We start from the raw sequence: 15195 nt of genomic DNA on the forward strand, positions 1-15195 counted from the left end.
TTAATTATGAGGTGAAATATAAATGAAAGACTTTTTCAATTCGGCTAAGGGCAAGTGGGATCAAGTAAAAGCATCTACTTACAGATTAAAACTTGATGGAGATAAACTTATGAGACTTGCGATAAATACAGTGCCAGCGGATAAAAATATCGTCATCGAGAGTATTGACGTAGTTTCCGGTACGATTGTGGTAACAGGTAAAACGATGAAGTATAAAATAAATCATAATTTTTCATTAACGGTCGTACCCGATGGTTTCAACGACCGGGAGATTTCATTCAAATTGATTACCATGAAGCCTTTCAACAATGAATGGTTAAAAAGTCAAGTGTTCACAGACGTATCTCCTTATGTTCACTATGATAACAGCCGTTTCACATTGGAACTGAATAAAATTGCTAATGTGGAGAAGTCCCCGTTTGGAAAAATAAAAGAATCAACCATCGCAGAAGATAAATATGTGATTGGATTTGGTGTTTGAGAGTATTTCAAAATCAATCAATGATCTAGTTAGGTGTAAATTCTGATTAGAAATCACAGTTTTAAGTGTGTTGAATGCACATATTGAATGAAAAATCGGTCATTCAGGGGTCTCAGACCTCATGAATGACCGATTTCTTATTGCCCGGAAATGGATATAGAGCTTTGCCTTTCGCGCTGAGTCTCAAATCTTTCCTCATGAAAGTCCATAACAGGAAATATGCATTATTCCTTTAACGAACTGCCATCATCCCACTGCCAGTAATGCTCGATTATCCTGACTGTAATGCTGTTATCGAATGCAGCTATTTCAAAACTCTCGGAGTGATCTTCAATATAAAAATACCGGCCGTTTCGTTCACTGAGCTTCGCAGAACCAACTATGTCAGCTCCGCCACCGGGGTGATTATCAAACGTATCAATCGCCCAGTCAGGCGTTCTGCTTTGCTCTCCCTGATCCCGGATGTTTTCTCCGTAGGCAAAGTGGTCGAGAATATATGTCCAGGCTTCATCCTGAGTCACATCTTCATCGAAAATCCCGATGCTGACCTGACCCCAAGGATCCTCTTGCTCGTCGAGGATATACTGCTTCACCCGACCATCGCGCTCCTCCTGCACTGCAAAATCCTCTGGAATATAGCTGTTGAAGCCCAGTTCGTCATCATTGAACAGTTTAAAGTCTCTCTCTCCAATACCGTCATCTAGTTGGAAACGAATCGTTTTTTCTTGGGCTCTGCCGGTTTCTTCATCAATTGTATCGTTTTCAGAGGCAACCGTTGCCGGTAGAACAGGAGCAATCAGATGGAAAAACACATCGCCATGCGCCCATAATTCCGGTTCTTGATCAGGGGATTCATGAAGAATCCTTACATAGCGCCCGTTGAGTTCGCCATAATAAATCTCTGTATACGTGTCACCTTCAGCTAACATCCGGTAGCCTTTTTTAAAAAACGAAAAAGGAAGACCTTGACCAAGTTCAGGGATCTCATCTTCCGGTAATGTCTCAATTTCATCGTCTTCAAATCCATGCTCGTCGATATACGCCTGAACAGACCGCTCCATATCCTCTGCAGTTGCGCCCAGTTCATAATAATCAAGCTGAATGTAATCCCCAATCGTCAACCTGTCGATTACGAATTCATCCTCAATGGTTTCCTCGTTCAGTGCCCATCCTTCAGGCCTGAAACCGTGTATCGGGAGATGATCTGATGAAAAAGCTTCAAACGTTTCATTCCAGCTATCGCCGTGATACGTAAATGTCACTTCTCGATCATCTTCTCCATCTTCTTCAGGTGGCAGCACTTCAAACTCCGGTTTCGTAAAGTCCAATGAAGATTCTTCGTCGTCATTTTCCTCCTGTTCATCGTGCTCATCAGGTTCTTCTTCGTTCTCTTCATTATTTTCGTCTGCCGGGACGGCGTCGTCACCAAACCAGCCAGGGAAAGCGTCCTGAACGAAATCCGTATTAATCAAAATCAACCCGGCCAGCGCAGCGGCACTGACTGTTCCGCCAAATCCGATGAGTAAGGTACGTCGCTCTTGCCATTTGTTCATCTTCACTGCATCCTGTCTTGCTTCAGAAACCCCTTTTGCCATTGCATTCAGGCTTGCCTTTTCGGTCTGTTTCGGAAGCTCGACGCTTGCATTCTTCATCAGATCCGTCAGCTGTTTATCCGTTGTGTCCATCTGTTCATGCTTGTCATGTCGCTTATTCATATGCCGTCACCTCATTTCCAATCCGGTTGACCAGTTCCGCTCGCGCCCGCTTTTGCAATGCCTTCACCGACATTGACGTTTTTCCCATCACTTTTGCTGTTTCTTTAATTGAGAACCCTTCAATAAATCGTAAATGCAGGACATCCCGGTACGTTTGCGGCAGTTGCCTGATCGTCTGCATGACCGATTCAGTCTCCATCTGTCTGATTACGGTTTGTTCAGCCGACTCCTTAAGATCGCCCACTGCGTCCATGACCGTGTTATCAACCGCTGTAGTTCGTCGCCGTTTACCACGCGTCCGGTAGTAATCAATGACGGCATGCTTTGCGATCGCAAACAGCCAGGTTTTAAAAGCCGAGTCTCCTTTGAATGTCGCAAGTCTCCTAGCCGCTTTATACATCACATCCTGGAGCAGCTCCTGCGCGTCATGGTAATCACTCATCTGTATGTACAAATACTGAAACACACTCTGCACATGACGCCCATGCAGCTCCTTCATCGCTTCATCATTGCCGTCGAGAATTTCCTGAATCAGCTCTTCATCTGTCATCGTCACCCCGCCTTTCTATGTCCTTTACCTCCTTTGACGATGCCAACTGTAAAAAGTGTCGCGAATTTCTATTTTTCCCAATGAAAAAGCCCACTTGGTTTAACACCGCCAAGTGGGCTGCTGTTTTGTGATTTACTCTTTTAACCAGCTTGTCGCGTCCGTCACTTTCGATAGAGTGAAGTGTTTCATTTCGAGCTTTGGCAATACGCTGCTAAGTCGCGTGACGATTTCAACAGATTTCTTATCGCTCACGACGGCTATTTTGTCAAAGTCGTTCCAGTACTTCATATCAAACTTCAAGTCTTCGATCAGTCCTTTGAGCGTCACATGGATGTTGTCGATCACCAGCAGCATCTTCACCTGAGAATGACCGGCCTTCATCTCCTTAAAGTGCGCTTCCAATCGGGTGATTTCCTCATCTGTGAATTCTCCGTCAACGGTCACTTCAAGAATCGCATCTTCATAGTGAGGAACAATGTTCATCAATTCGATCAACCTCCTCATTCATAGCTCTCATTAAACGTTTTCCCATGAGCCGGAGGGGTTAAACAGGTAGCAAAAACCCCACGTAGCATGAATGAACCATAGGTTTGATCTTAATCCCTGCCCTGACGGAATTATTCGACGAACTCATCATCCGGAATCTCGATTGGATCAATAGACATGATTTCATCGTAATGATAATGGCCAACAGCCTCCCGTAATGTAACAGAATCTTCAGGATGAGATTCAGCGTGCTCAGTACGGAGGGAGATTTCAGCCATAGAAAATTATTCGCGGTATGCTTCCAGTTCCTAATACATTTTAAGATAGTGTGAATAATCAAGAACAACGCTGTCGAGTTTATTGTTGGCGAGAATATACAGGGGTGAATGTTTTGCAGCTTTGTGTATTTTTCCGGGGAAGTGAGTATTCATAAAGATCCCTCCTCGTCTATTAATCGATTTTCATCCAGTATAATAACAAACGATGTTATAGGCAAAAAAACCAGCTTTTTTGGAAAACATGCGGAAAATCAATCTTGATTCTGTTAAGATTATAATATATGGAAACTTAAGCAATTTAATAAATGATTTTACTGTATTGATTAATTAATTTTGTAGAGGTGATTTTTATGATTAGCAGTAATCTGATCTTTAAAACTTCACCAAAATATCTGTCAGTTCTTAATTAGCACATTGTAAAACTGTCAAACTACAATGAATAGAATTGATTATAAATATAAAGGGAGGATTGAAAATGGAGTTACTTTTTTTTCTAGTAATTGGTGTTGTGTATTATTATAATCATAAAAAGATTCACAATTACTTTCAAAGGGAGCAATTGTTTAATAACGAAGCGAATAATCTGCAGGAATGTGCTACCAATTCGGTCGTAATGAGCAAAATATATGAGAACAGTTCTGCTCCTTATTTTATGATTAAAGATAAAAATGTGGCAGATTTTAACCATGATTTATTTACAGAGTTTCATAATGCGTCTCAGTTATTTCATCACGATCAAGAGTTTCAAAAGGAAATGAACGATTCACATAACCCGTATGTAAATCCGGGTCAAGATATAATTGTGGATGAAAGCTATCATGGAATCGATCATGGCATAGGGATAGCGAATCCTAGCGATCATCACGATCATAATAATCATAACTGAAACAATCGATATCATAATAATTATCAAGATGGAGGAGGGAGAGTCAGATATGGGAATTATGTATTTAATTCAAGATTTACAAGAACAAATTGTTTTTTATGTTCTCGTTTTATTATTAATGCAGGCAGCAGGTGTTTATTATTTGTTGAAAATCCATTCGAAGATTTTCAAACCGAAACCAAACGGATTAAAAGCAGTGCTGTTTGGGCTGCTAGGAAAGGGGTTGGGTCAAGCCTATAATGGTCAATTAACCAAAGCCATTTTGTTTATTTCAATTTATCCATTATTACTTATCGTAGGTTTTTTCTCCCAGGAATTATTTGCGGAAACTAATTTACTGGCTTATACCTTTTTTGGGGGGTATACACTTTCTTTAATCGATGCAGGCCGAAGTGCAAAGTATGGAAAAATGCGGTTCTTAAAACTGAAAAGACAAGAAGATGTTAAAGCAAAAATCAATCAACTGCTTACATATTATCAATCAGAATACAAACTGGCCGTTGATACAAATATCCTGATGCATGAAGCTGATCTGTTAGTGAATCTGCTGGAACAACAAAAAAAGGAAATACATATGAGCAAAATCGTATTTGAAGAGCTCGATGGACTGAAGAAAAGCCATCATGACACAACAAGAAAAAAAGCTCAATTAGCGTTTGATGTAATCGAAGAATATCAACGTAGAGGGTTATTGAAAATAATGAAGGGTGCTAAGTCGGATGAGATTCGAAAGTATGGATTAGGACATTCTTCAGATGAACGAATTATTGGAACATATTTGTTAGCGCAAAATGAACTTGAAAGCAAATTCGTCTTTTTTTCAAATGATAAAGGAGCCAGAATTATGGCTCGAGATGCCGGTTTGCCAGTGGTAGAAATAAGTTGATGGAATAAAAGCGCTTGAAAAAAGGTGCCTGACCCCCGGTATAGTAAAGCATCACCGTACCGGGGGACATGCCCACTAGTCAATTTCCTGACTGTCTGTTCGTGGACACGGAGGATGATACCAATCAGATCAGTGACTTTCCCACGAAAAATGAATTTGCCGGGCATATGACAGAGGTTATGAGCGAGGATTTGGCCAGAACTATTTGGACACTTATTACTCAGAAGATGAATATCTCGGCGAACGGCTGCAAGGCTTGTTCATCATTCCAAAAGATGGCCCGAGGCCGCTGATAACTGATGAACCGTTCACCCTGCACGTGAACAACAAGTTCGAACGCCGGGTGGTTCAGGAAAGCACCTCCGAATTATACGGTGACAGCGAACTGACGATCACGTACCGCTATGTCAATGATGACTGGATGATTGAGGACAGGGGAATTGAAACAGAATAAGATCTTTCGCGAAAAGAGTCTGGTCATTGCGGTGATCGAACCGCAATGACCAGGCTTATCATGTGTCGGTATTGGACGCATCATCGAGATAAAACGTAATGTCTGCTTTCCCCTCCTGGGCAGTGCCATCATAGCTGCGATTATCAAATCCGCCGATGAGAAATCCGTTTTTCAAATAGAATCGGCAGGCAGCAAGATTGTTATCCTGCCCAATTGTATAGAGACCCCTGTATTGATGATCCCTGGCAATGCCCCGGGCTTTCTCGATCAGCGCCTGAGCCGCACCCTGGTTACGGTAAGCACGGGAAACCTTTAAATCCATTACGTACATATACTGAAACCAGGAATGTTTCAATACGGCAAGCCCGATGCACACACCGGCTTCATATGCCCCAAGGAATAGGTGCTCCTCGTTCATTTCAGAAAAAATGTACTGCTCATCCGGAAAGACATGCTGGTAACGTCATGATCTTCAAACAATTCCTCTGAATAACCCCACTGACCATTGACCAGGGTCGGAACCAGCTTTCCGAATAACGGGAATGCTTCATTCGGCAACTGGATATCCTCTTTATTTGCTTCATCAATTACTTTGATCTCCATAGTTCCCTCCAATTAAGTATGCATTTCAGTACAGTATACTACGCCAATTGAGATGTTTGTATGTTGGGGTTCCTTGTAGGTGGGCTTCACGAAATTGGGGTTGATGTTTCTCGATTTCGGCTGAATTCTCGGAGTTGGCGCTGAATGAGGATGGGGTTCTTCAGATTTAGGGGCGGGGAGTTGGAGGTTTTTGGAGGGAATTTCGTTCAAGTTCCGAAGCGGAATCCTGTGAAGAGCTTTTCCGGACAAAAAAGTGCCTGTCCCTCGGTTGTATATAGTAATCTAAAAGTGGACCACCGTAGTCACTGAAAACTCCCCCACTCAGTCTAAAATTGACCTTATGAAAAAATCGGTCGTTCAGGGATCTTTGTCCTCATGAATGACCGATTTCTTATTGCTTGGAGATGGATGCGGGGCTTTGCCTCTCGTTTTAAGTCTTGAATCTTTCCTCATAAAAGTCCATAAAGTGATCAATGAACGCAGGGTCCCATTGGGATCCTCTGCCGTTTTGCAGAATGTTGCGGGCCTGTTCATAACTCATCGCTTTACGGTAGGGGCGGTTGGATGTCATTGCATCAAAAGCATCGGCAACAGCGATAATTCGGCCATACAGCGGAATGCGGTCTCCGCTCAAACCGTCAGGATAGCCTTTCCCATCGAAGCGCTCATGATGATGGCGAACGCCGTCGAGCAGAGGTCTGAGGTGCTCGGGCAGATTCACCTTCTCTAAAATATCCCCGCCAATCACAGGATGCTCCTTAATTTTGTCGAACTCTTCATCGGTCAGTTTTCCGTCTTTTAACAGAACGGAATCCGGAATACCGATTTTTCCGATGTCATGGAGTAAAGCCGACTTGCGGAGCAAATCCAATTCATCTCCGGAAAGGCCCGAACGTCTGGCAATCTGTGTCGAATAATCCGCGACTCTCGTCGTGTGGCCGGCTGTGTAAGAATCCCGGGCATCGAGGGTAGCTGCGAATACGGAGAAGAAGCTCTCAAGCAACCGCTCATTCTCGGCATCCCTGCTTTTAATCCCTGACACCATGCTGTTGAAGCCGTTAATCAAGGTGGAAAACTCGTCGGCATAATAATTAGGCATCTCATGGAATTCACCATGCTGGACCTGTTCGAGGTTCTTTCTCAGTTCAAGAATCGGCTGCTCCATATTTCGGTAGAGCACAACGGCTCCGGCAATACTCACGAATAAGATCACGACAATCACGAGAAAGGCCCAGTTCCAATAAGCCGTCGTTGTTTCGGCGGATTCCCTGATCTGTCCGGCGAGCAGGAACAATGCAGCCGGGAAGACAGCAATCAGAAGCATGCTGAGTAAGAGCTTCCACTTCATGCTGATGACTTTCACACCGTCGAGCTTCAAATTCTCATCGGTCCGTGCACAGATCGACGCAATCAACGGTTGCACAGCTCTTGAAGTCATGAAGAATTCGATCATGGCATGCAACGTGGCGATCAGAATCGCGCCGATCCAGGCATAAAGCACATAGAGGTGGGGGAGTGTCAAAAATCCCAACGAAAGAGCAAACAGCGTCATGACGGTTGCCGGAATGGACAATCCTAATAAGTGCGGGCCCATAATCCGTCTTACTGTCATGAACGGAAAAGAGTGCGCGGTCATGTATGCATCCTGCGGATTCATGCCTTTTTTGAAAAAATGCACGAGCGGGCGGATGTGCTTCGAATAGACAAACAGCTCAAGACTGATCATGATCAGCCCTGATAAAACCATAATCCCAAGCAGGATCAGGGTCTCCTCGGAGGATAGGGTTAACGTATGGAATATAAAAACACTTCCCACGCCAAAAACCGCAATTAAAGAACCAACCATATAATTAATTAGCATTCGCACATGAAATTGATTCAACAGATCCATCAATAAGCTCCTCCGTATGTATAATAGCTTGAATTATAACATAGGAGTGATGATCTGTCGGTGTAAAAACAACACTCGAACTAAGAAGTCTCCGCTCGCATGTTTCATCAGCTGATCCTCCCGAGAATTTCCTGAATCAGCTCTTCATCTGTCATCGTCACCCCGCCTTTCTATGTCTTTTACCTCCTTTGACGATGCCAACTGTAAAAAGTGTCGCGAATTTCTATTTTTCCCAGTGAAAAAGCCCACTTGGTTTAACACCTCCAAGTGGGCTGCTGTTTTGTGATTTACTCGTTTAACCAGCTTGTCGCGTCCGTCACTTTCGATAGAGTGAAGTGCTTCATATCGAGCTTTGGCAATACACTGCTCAGTCGCATGACGATTTCAACAGATGTCTTATCGCTCACGACGGCGATTTTATCAAAGTCGTTCCAGTACTTCATATCAAACTTCAAGTCTTCGATCAGTCCTTTGAGCGTCACATGGATGTTGTCGATCACCAGCAGCATCTTTACCTGAGACTGAAGGGGTTAAACAAAGCCCGTGGCGCAGTATACGTGCACCAGAGGGGCTTGTTTTCATAGGGGCTGAAACATCACCTTCGGATGGAAAGACGATCTCAGCAAGTCGTTCAAAAGCAGGTTTAAAGACCTGATTTTCAACACGAACCGGATGATGAGGATGGGGTCAGTTTGACGGTTGACGCTGGCACTGATCCTCAACGGGCCGCATGACGTACCGGGTGAACAATTTCCGGTAGGTCCGATTAACCAGGTCATTTAAGTGAGGGATAAAATAATTCTTCTTCTCTTCGTAGCCTCTGTAATAGACCATATAATTTGCGAATTGCTCCGATTCGTTTCCGGTGAATGTGTATCGGACCTTCAGTGATCTCAGCTGTGCGTTGTTTTCACGCATTTTCTTTGCGACGACGCCATTCAGCGCCACAAAGACCATCTCCATTTCTTCCGCCCACACGCGGTCTTGAAATGATTTCTGGTCTTTTTCGATTAACGCTTTCAGCAAATCCAAAATGATGCCATGGTGTACACACTGATCTTCCTCTTCTGTTAAGTAGATGCCCATCTGCCTCACCTCAAATCGAATATATGTTCCCTTTATAATATCATATCGGAAAGGAAAAAGCGATGGGGGGATCTCTTCCTGATGCCGTTTCTTATGATTGGATGTTCGCTGCCGGCCGTACAGGTTTTTGTACTGGATGGGTATACGGCCTCGCAATGTCCGCTCCCCGAAATAAAAAAGGACTTGCCAGTCACCTAAGTCAATCTTAACTCCGGTTATCGCGCTGGCAACAACGGAGTAAGGGCAGGGAAGGATGCTGACAAAGTCCGATATGAATTGGATCAGATTGCTGTGAAATCAGTAAACCGGGTATGACTTTGAAGAATAAAGAATAAGAGAGAACGTTTTCTTTCCGGTCACCTGGAATGATTACCTATCCGTTCCTTCAACGTCATCGATATCCACAAAGGAAAGGACTTTCCCATTTACAACGCGAACTTCCATCGTCTTATGCTCCTCAGACAAAAAAGAAAAGATGCCATTTTCAAATTCAGTATGAATGGAATTCAAAAAGATCCCTTCGTATTTCACACGAGAATTGTTTTCATAGAGTAAGTCATAGGATCCGTCATCATTTTCTGCAAGATATGCCCGCACGCCCAAATCATACTCCCATTCTTCTTGCGCAGATGACCGGTCAATCGGAATGACATGCAGGTCTGCCGACGGCACTTGCTTTAACAGGACATCGATCACGGAACGACCCAACACGGTCGCCCATATGCTTTCCGCCATTTGACCAATGATGATTTGCGAAATATGCTCACTTTTTGCAGTGGTGACAATGGTGTTCGTGATATCGATTGCTTTTTCCTTTTTGATAATGACTTTGGCGTTATAGGCTTTTGCTAATTCTTTAAAAACGGCGATATCGATTTCTTTATGATAGGCAAATTCATCATCCGGCAGAGAATCGAATATCAGAATGATCAACTCTGCGCCTAATTTGTTGGAAAGTTGGCCGCCTCTTCGTATCAGTCTTCTCCCTGTATGGCCATAATTCACACAGACTAAAATGCGCTCATCACGAGTGTGATCTGTTTTCATCTTTTTTCTCCCTTTCCATTTATTATTTAAGGCCAGGCATTTCAATTGCAATAACGAGTAAAAGACCCTGATGATAAACAGGATCTTTTACTGAAACGTATCGTTCACTTTTCCCTGGAAAAGCGGCTGGTCATTAACATTGATCAAGCATCGGTCACGTACCCTGCTTTTTCAACTGCTTCTTTGAACGGCAGTTTTTACAAACCTGTTTCGTTACATCATGATCAACGACTCGTTCATAAAGCAGCTTGATGCCTGTCCGGTTACATACAGGGCAAGTTCCTCTGCCGCGGTTCGGTTGGTCCCATAATACTCTGCCACGTGTGGTGGTAGCCATCAAAAATCTCCTCCTTAGGTGTATATACTTTACGTACGTATGCAACCTAATCATCGACAACCAATCGAATCACCTTCTTTAAATAGTCATAAACATCTGCACAATCATGAACCTGTTCATTTGTTATGAACAGGTTCGTGATTGTGTATGGGAGGAGCAATCGATGCAAGGACTTTCAGAAGAACGCCTGCACACGATCATGCTGCATCTATGTATTTATATATAACTTAGCATAATACTTGCTATAAGTACATAGAGATTGTTATGACCTCACTTCCTTTGCCATGATCAATCCGTATTTATGATAAAATTGCATACAAGAGGCATCGCACAGAAGGGATCGTTCTATCATGCAAAACAACTCGAATCAGTTAAAGAAATTACATATTACGCAAAGGGACATGCTTTATTTTACCGTGTTGCTGAAGCTGCAGGAAACCTCGATACATGCCGCAGAAATTCACCGGTTCGTTTCAGAGAGCTTTAAAAAAGATAATCTCAGTCCGAATCGTTCCAAGGCTTATGTGTATAACTGTATGAAAGAAATGGAACGCCTGGGGTGGATTACACATAAGGTGGAAGGGAAAAAGAAAATCTTTTCGATTCGAAGGGAGGGAGAAGACACGTTAACCTCATTTAAAGACATGTATTTGCCGCTTCTGTTGCACATTGATAAGGCAGTCAGTCAAATGATGTATAACGTATCCAATAAAGCCTTTCATGATGTGGACTGGTCATTAACCGATAAAGAAAAGCAGTACTTAAGTAAAATTCTGAATGTGAAAGCCATTATTCAGTGGTACATTCTCCATCGTCTTCATGAACAGGAAGGACTTCATGGCGGCGAATTATATCGTGAAATGGACCAGCGGTACGCCTGGATAAACAGCCATGGTTACTTTTATCAAGTACTGCGTGATCTTGATCATGAAGGGTTTGTTACAAGCCAGTGGGCAAACGAGGAAACAAGATCAAAAAGAACGTACCATTTGACCGATGCCGGAAAACGACAGTACGTCGAATTAACGGAGCAAGTCCGTTTTCACTTGCATGAACTTCGCCAGTTTTTAAGAACTATGATTCAACGGTTTGATCATGTATCTTAAAGTCTGGTGAAGCCAGCAGCATCTCCTGTCACAGAAGTCGGTGGCATTCAGAAGTGAAGAGCCATATGCACGAGCAGAACCATAGTGAGAGGGAAAAGGGCAAGGTATGAAATACAAACGAACGGAAACAGTTCCCAAGGCACATAACCTTGGGAGCTGTTTTGCCGGAGCTTGGTCCTTTATACAAAAGAATCGTTACATGAACTGACGTTCGCTGACAATGGTTGTCCTATGTGGCAGTAGTATAGAGACTGTCAGGCAATTCAATGCGTGATGATCACAATTACAGTGAAACGGGGGATGAACGATGAAGAAATGGATGGTAAGTCTGTCTGCGGCAACCTTAATAATGTTGGCTGCTTGCGGGAATGACGGTGAAGACAATCAGGAAGCCAATGACAATGGAGGCAATCAGGAGACGCAGGAGAATACGGCAGGTACGAATGAAGAGGCGGAAACGAATGATTCGTCGGAAAACGGCAACAGTGATTCCAATGATGAGTGGGAAACACAGGTAGGAGAGACGATTGAAAACGAAGGTGGCGTATTTACGTTGCATGCGCGTGCTGAACCGGTGGACCCTGTTGAAACAGGGCCGGTCGTGGTGGAAATCGATCAGCTGAATGTTCAGTCCGGGGACTTGTCAGGCGAAATGGCGGAGTTCATGGAAACGGATCGTCTCGAGATGATTCAGCTCGATCTGAGTGTAGCGAATACATCCGATGAGGATATTGCCTTTTATGCCGATCAGGCTGAAATCGCCACGTCCACCGGCGAACAGCTGCAGGCGGACTTTTGGCTGTCTGATTCCATCGGCGGCGAGATGATGGGAAATACGAGTTCACAGGGGACACTCTTTTTCGTACTTGAAAGCACAAGTGCAGAAGAAGTCGAACACATCCGGATCCGCTGGAGTGCACCGCAGGATGATAACTACGACAGCATTGGCGAAGATGTGGATCTGACTGTGGAGTTCTGATATGGAAGAGAGTGCCGTGATGGCGATGTGTGATCAAACCTGCCCTGCATAAGCGTCCCGAACGCGGGACTTGAAACAATCCGGGAAATGATTGGAGATGATGGTTATGGGAAGCGGAATGTCTTTACATTGTAGGGTGTGCGGGTACCATCGCATGGTCATGTCAGGGATTGGCATGAGTCACTACTCATTTGAGAACTGTCTTGAAAGCTGTGTGCCGGCAGTCAGGAAGAAGATCAGGAAGATTGTGAAGCACAAGGTGCATGACTACACCTTTGAATTCCGCTGTTATAGTTGTCAGAGCTGCGGCGAGATCATGGATAAGCCCTATCTGTACATTCAATATGACGACGATCAAACGTATGAGACCAGGTTTCGCTGTACGAAATGCAGAAGCAGGCGTCTTTTACCGATTGAAGAAGAGGTGTTATCAGCGCTCCCTTGTCCGAGCTGTAAAGAAATAACACTAACTGAAGTCGGTATGATGCTTTGGGATTGATGGAGTGCTTTCTTACGGTATGTTTTACGTTTGATGATCAGATCAATCGACTGGAGGAGATTTTATGAAAGAAGGCGCCTATCTTTTTTATTTTTTTTCGGTGGTTTCTGCAGGTTTCGGGTTCTATAAATATTGGCACTATGATAACTCGGAAGGCTATGCTGCCACACCTGTGAATGCGTATGTCGGCGGGGATGCCTATAATTATATTATCAACGCCAATTATATGATTGCCTTTTTCGTCCTTGCTCTCATCTTTGTTGTGATTGCCAATCATTTGTTCAAAATGGCGGTTCTTACAGAGAAGCAGACATCAAATAATCAGGTAGCAAAGAGACAGCTGATGCAGAAGCGAATGAGGAGAGTCAACAGAGTTTGAAGAGTCGGATCAACAATGCTTCAAAAAGCAGGGAAGAAATCTGGACCGGTGTGAAAGAGGAGAAGTAGCTGTGAATAATAAGGTGATTTTTATGATGGCTGATGAATAGTCAGGGAACTCGTCAACCACGCTTCAGTCACTTCCCGAATGCTTCCTCTCGATTATCCTGACGACCTTCCTGTTAGGGGAAGATGAGATGCGTTTCGGGTTCAGGCTGCCGATTGTCTGGCGTACATCCCTGTCCGAGATGATCAGCTGTCTGTATGAGTCATCCTCAAGGTAATGTAAGAACCAGGTGTGCTGCTTAAGGAGCTTCAAATTTCGCCGGATATCTTCTTCCGTGATATTCGTGATGAATGGGGAGAAGGAGAGCATGCTGATTAGATCAGTGAAGAATGCCTGCACTTTATTCAAGGTAATCTGTTCTTTTCTGTATGAGGGTTCGGGTACGTCTCCATACCGGGGGTCTCATGAGCAATACGAGCTGTGCGATCTTCGCATGATTCGTGTACAGAGATATGTCATTATGGTACAGTGATAACAAATTTCCTGATAATGAGGGTGGTAGGATGTTCCGACACAGAGTCAGTCTGCGGGTGACGTGTTTCTTTATGATGCTGGCCTACAGTTCCGCGTTTGTTTACCACGGTTATGGTGGTCTTCTGATGTCAGTGAGGGTGAGCGATCCTGACATGTTTGCAACCATTGTTCTTGCGGTTATACCCATCGTTCTGCTCGATCATTTCTTTTTGATAACAGCGATTTTTCTTTCGCTCATGACTCCCTATGTTGTCTTCCTGAAAATACGGACAAAAATCGACTTTAATCGTTTCCGTCGACAACTGAGTGCAGATCAATGATTAAAACGTCCCGCGAGAGGGGCGTTTTTTTGCCGGCAAGATGTCCTAACGCCTGACATGCGAGGACCAAAACGTATAAATGAGCCCGGCAAGGAAAGGAGACGCGAGACGGCCGTCGAGTTCATCTGTCTCTGTTACGTTACGGGTCTGGATCAGAAAGCCTGTCCCTTTCGACTCGACGATGCGACCATCGTTGACGGAGGTGATGCCATGCCCTGTCAGGGTAGCTTCAATGGTACGGAAAGGGAGCGGCTTCTGAATGAAATCCGGTGCTTTTCTGTCAACCTCTTGGTACTCGCGATCGTTCCGTTTTCGGTGACCAGCCAGCGGTGACCGTCACGAACCGGTACAGAATCCTGAATGATGGTGTATGTATCGGTGTGATCAGTCAGCTCAATATGCACATCGTAAACGGGGCTCGTCGCAGGCCGGTCTTGCGGGAGATGATATTCAAGTGACATCTTTCCTGCGGGATATCTGTTTTGTTTAATGGTCAAGGGTTCGGTTGATGCGCCGAAAAGGAGACGCTTAAAGTTGATGATCATTATGAACTCCTTTCTGAAATAATGATGATTCTCATGCAGCGATAGCGATACAAGTACGATATAGATCTGCTGGGTGTTTCCATAGTTGTATCGATCTGCATACATGTCATTGGTGCAAACTGAAAGA

At 44.0% G+C, this 15195-nt stretch carries 20 protein-coding genes; 9 read left to right on the forward strand and 11 right to left on the reverse strand.

The annotated features are described in order from the left end of the window. The first annotated feature begins 22 nt into the window (after nt 1–22). Nucleotides 23–481, forward strand: a complete 459-nt coding sequence (locus BSEL_RS01170) for a hypothetical protein (RefSeq protein WP_013171188.1) — start codon at nt 23–25, stop codon at nt 479–481. Between the two features lie 224 nt (nt 482–705). On the opposite strand, the gene BSEL_RS01175 is transcribed toward BSEL_RS01170, so the two are convergent. From BSEL_RS01175 to BSEL_RS01185, 3 genes are all read right to left on the reverse strand, one after another. Then, entirely contained in the window at nt 706–2196 is a 1491-nt protein-coding gene (locus BSEL_RS01175; RefSeq protein ID WP_013171189.1) for a hypothetical protein, read from the reverse strand. Next, nucleotides 2189–2746, reverse strand: coding sequence for an RNA polymerase sigma factor (locus tag BSEL_RS01180; protein WP_013171190.1), 558 nt, complete (start codon nt 2744–2746; stop codon nt 2189–2191). The genes BSEL_RS01175 and BSEL_RS01180 overlap by 8 nt, the downstream gene beginning before the upstream one ends. 132 nt (nt 2747–2878) lie before the next feature. After that, entirely contained in the window at nt 2879–3229 is a 351-nt protein-coding gene (locus BSEL_RS01185) for a SpoIIAA family protein (protein WP_013171191.1), read from the reverse strand. A gap of 756 nt (nt 3230–3985) precedes the next feature. On the opposite strand from BSEL_RS01185, the gene BSEL_RS01190 reads away from it, so the two are divergent. The 3 genes from BSEL_RS01190 (at nt 3986) to BSEL_RS01200 (ending at nt 5736) form a co-directional block, all read left to right on the forward strand. Next, complete coding sequence (locus BSEL_RS01190; protein ID WP_013171193.1) at nt 3986–4396, forward strand: hypothetical protein; 411 nt, start codon at nt 3986–3988, stop codon at nt 4394–4396. Between the two features lie 49 nt (nt 4397–4445). After that, on the forward strand, nt 4446–5282 hold the full coding sequence (locus tag BSEL_RS01195) for a PIN domain-containing protein (RefSeq protein WP_013171194.1): 837 nt from the start codon (nt 4446–4448) through the stop codon (nt 5280–5282). Between the two features lie 205 nt (nt 5283–5487). Further along, nucleotides 5488–5736, forward strand: coding sequence for a hypothetical protein (locus BSEL_RS01200; protein ID WP_013171195.1), 249 nt, complete (start codon nt 5488–5490; stop codon nt 5734–5736). 58 nt (nt 5737–5794) lie between these two features. Here the strand turns inward: BSEL_RS01200 and BSEL_RS01205 are convergent, their stop codons facing one another. From BSEL_RS01205 to BSEL_RS17330, 7 genes are all read right to left on the reverse strand, one after another. Beyond that, nucleotides 5795–6154 carry a GNAT family N-acetyltransferase gene (locus BSEL_RS01205; RefSeq protein ID WP_232970480.1) on the reverse strand — a complete coding sequence of 120 codons (360 nt, stop codon included), beginning with the start codon at nt 6152–6154 and terminating at the stop codon, nt 5795–5797. Next, entirely contained in the window at nt 6151–6339 is a 189-nt protein-coding gene (locus BSEL_RS17915; RefSeq protein ID WP_232970481.1) for a hypothetical protein, read from the reverse strand. The genes BSEL_RS01205 and BSEL_RS17915 overlap by 4 nt, the downstream gene beginning before the upstream one ends. Nucleotides 6340–6769: 430 nt before the next feature. After that, nucleotides 6770–8230, reverse strand: a complete 1461-nt coding sequence (locus BSEL_RS01210) for an HD-GYP domain-containing protein (RefSeq protein WP_013171196.1) — start codon at nt 8228–8230, stop codon at nt 6770–6772. A 287-nt stretch (nt 8231–8517) separates the two neighbouring features. Beyond that, on the reverse strand, nt 8518–8739 hold the full coding sequence (locus BSEL_RS01215) for a SpoIIAA family protein (RefSeq protein ID WP_013171197.1): 222 nt from the start codon (nt 8737–8739) through the stop codon (nt 8518–8520). 178 nt (nt 8740–8917) lie between these two features. Next, the gene (locus BSEL_RS01220) at nt 8918–9316 is read right to left on the reverse strand and encodes a hypothetical protein (protein WP_013171198.1); all 399 of its coding nucleotides are present in this window, start codon (nt 9314–9316) and stop codon (nt 8918–8920) included. A gap of 369 nt (nt 9317–9685) precedes the next feature. Then, nucleotides 9686–10363, reverse strand: a complete 678-nt coding sequence (locus tag BSEL_RS01225) for an adenine nucleotide alpha hydrolase family protein (RefSeq protein WP_013171199.1) — start codon at nt 10361–10363, stop codon at nt 9686–9688. 154 nt (nt 10364–10517) lie between these two features. Beyond that, complete coding sequence (locus BSEL_RS17330; protein ID WP_013171200.1) at nt 10518–10700, reverse strand: hypothetical protein; 183 nt, start codon at nt 10698–10700, stop codon at nt 10518–10520. A 350-nt stretch (nt 10701–11050) separates the two neighbouring features. Between BSEL_RS17330 and BSEL_RS16865 the strand changes: the two genes are divergently transcribed. The 5 genes from BSEL_RS16865 (at nt 11051) to BSEL_RS01255 (ending at nt 14523) form a co-directional block, all read left to right on the forward strand. Further along, on the forward strand, nt 11051–11806 hold the full coding sequence (locus tag BSEL_RS16865; RefSeq protein ID WP_013171201.1) for a PadR family transcriptional regulator: 756 nt from the start codon (nt 11051–11053) through the stop codon (nt 11804–11806). A 307-nt stretch (nt 11807–12113) separates the two neighbouring features. After that, nucleotides 12114–12785: a hypothetical protein gene (locus tag BSEL_RS01235; RefSeq protein WP_013171202.1), complete on the forward strand. Its 672-nt coding sequence runs from the start codon at nt 12114–12116 to the stop codon at nt 12783–12785. 154 nt (nt 12786–12939) lie between these two features. Continuing rightward, nucleotides 12940–13284 carry a hypothetical protein gene (locus tag BSEL_RS01240; protein WP_041581642.1) on the forward strand — a complete coding sequence of 115 codons (345 nt, stop codon included), beginning with the start codon at nt 12940–12942 and terminating at the stop codon, nt 13282–13284. Nucleotides 13285–13348: 64 nt separating this feature from the next. Continuing rightward, nucleotides 13349–13663, forward strand: a complete 315-nt coding sequence (locus BSEL_RS01245; RefSeq protein ID WP_013171204.1) for a hypothetical protein — start codon at nt 13349–13351, stop codon at nt 13661–13663. 611 nt (nt 13664–14274) lie between these two features. Further along, nucleotides 14275–14523 carry a hypothetical protein gene (locus BSEL_RS01255; protein WP_155522679.1) on the forward strand — a complete coding sequence of 83 codons (249 nt, stop codon included), beginning with the start codon at nt 14275–14277 and terminating at the stop codon, nt 14521–14523. A gap of 218 nt (nt 14524–14741) precedes the next feature. Here the strand turns inward: BSEL_RS01255 and BSEL_RS01260 are convergent, their stop codons facing one another. Then, nucleotides 14742–15068 carry a hypothetical protein gene (locus BSEL_RS01260; protein WP_013171207.1) on the reverse strand — a complete coding sequence of 109 codons (327 nt, stop codon included), beginning with the start codon at nt 15066–15068 and terminating at the stop codon, nt 14742–14744. Between the last annotated feature and the right edge of the window lie 127 nt (nt 15069–15195).

The sequence above is a fragment of the [Bacillus] selenitireducens MLS10 genome (assembly GCF_000093085.1).
GTDB lineage: Bacteria > Bacillota > Bacilli > Bacillales > Salisediminibacteriaceae > Salisediminibacterium > Salisediminibacterium selenitireducens.

Coding starts and splice junctions, on each gene's coding strand:
- BSEL_RS01220 (WP_013171198.1), bottom strand. CDS start 9,316: ATGGGCATCTACTTAACAGAAGAGGAAGATCAGTGTGTACACCATGGC.
- BSEL_RS01210 (WP_013171196.1), bottom strand. CDS start 8,230: ATGGATCTGTTGAATCAATTTCATGTGCGAATGCTAATTAATTATATG.
- BSEL_RS01180 (WP_013171190.1), bottom strand. CDS start 2,746: ATGACAGATGAAGAGCTGATTCAGGAAATTCTCGACGGCAATGATGAA.
- BSEL_RS16865 (WP_013171201.1), top strand. CDS start 11,051: ATGCAAAACAACTCGAATCAGTTAAAGAAATTACATATTACGCAAAGG.
- BSEL_RS01175 (WP_013171189.1), bottom strand. CDS start 2,196: ATGAATAAGCGACATGACAAGCATGAACAGATGGACACAACGGATAAA.
- BSEL_RS01205 (WP_232970480.1), bottom strand. CDS start 6,154: ATGAACGAGGAGCACCTATTCCTTGGGGCATATGAAGCCGGTGTGTGC.
- BSEL_RS01225 (WP_013171199.1), bottom strand. CDS start 10,363: ATGAAAACAGATCACACTCGTGATGAGCGCATTTTAGTCTGTGTGAAT.
- BSEL_RS01185 (WP_013171191.1), bottom strand. CDS start 3,229: ATGAACATTGTTCCTCACTATGAAGATGCGATTCTTGAAGTGACCGTT.
- BSEL_RS01260 (WP_013171207.1), bottom strand. CDS start 15,068: ATGATCATCAACTTTAAGCGTCTCCTTTTCGGCGCATCAACCGAACCC.
- BSEL_RS01240 (WP_041581642.1), top strand. CDS start 12,940: ATGGTCATGTCAGGGATTGGCATGAGTCACTACTCATTTGAGAACTGT.
- BSEL_RS01245 (WP_013171204.1), top strand. CDS start 13,349: ATGAAAGAAGGCGCCTATCTTTTTTATTTTTTTTCGGTGGTTTCTGCA.
- BSEL_RS01235 (WP_013171202.1), top strand. CDS start 12,114: ATGAAGAAATGGATGGTAAGTCTGTCTGCGGCAACCTTAATAATGTTG.
- BSEL_RS17915 (WP_232970481.1), bottom strand. CDS start 6,339: ATGGAGATCAAAGTAATTGATGAAGCAAATAAAGAGGATATCCAGTTG.
- BSEL_RS01195 (WP_013171194.1), top strand. CDS start 4,446: ATGGGAATTATGTATTTAATTCAAGATTTACAAGAACAAATTGTTTTT.
- BSEL_RS01215 (WP_013171197.1), bottom strand. CDS start 8,739: ATGCTGCTGGTGATCGACAACATCCATGTGACGCTCAAAGGACTGATC.
- BSEL_RS01190 (WP_013171193.1), top strand. CDS start 3,986: ATGGAGTTACTTTTTTTTCTAGTAATTGGTGTTGTGTATTATTATAAT.
- BSEL_RS01255 (WP_155522679.1), top strand. CDS start 14,275: ATGATGCTGGCCTACAGTTCCGCGTTTGTTTACCACGGTTATGGTGGT.
- BSEL_RS01170 (WP_013171188.1), top strand. CDS start 23: ATGAAAGACTTTTTCAATTCGGCTAAGGGCAAGTGGGATCAAGTAAAA.
- BSEL_RS17330 (WP_013171200.1), bottom strand. CDS start 10,700: ATGGCTACCACCACACGTGGCAGAGTATTATGGGACCAACCGAACCGC.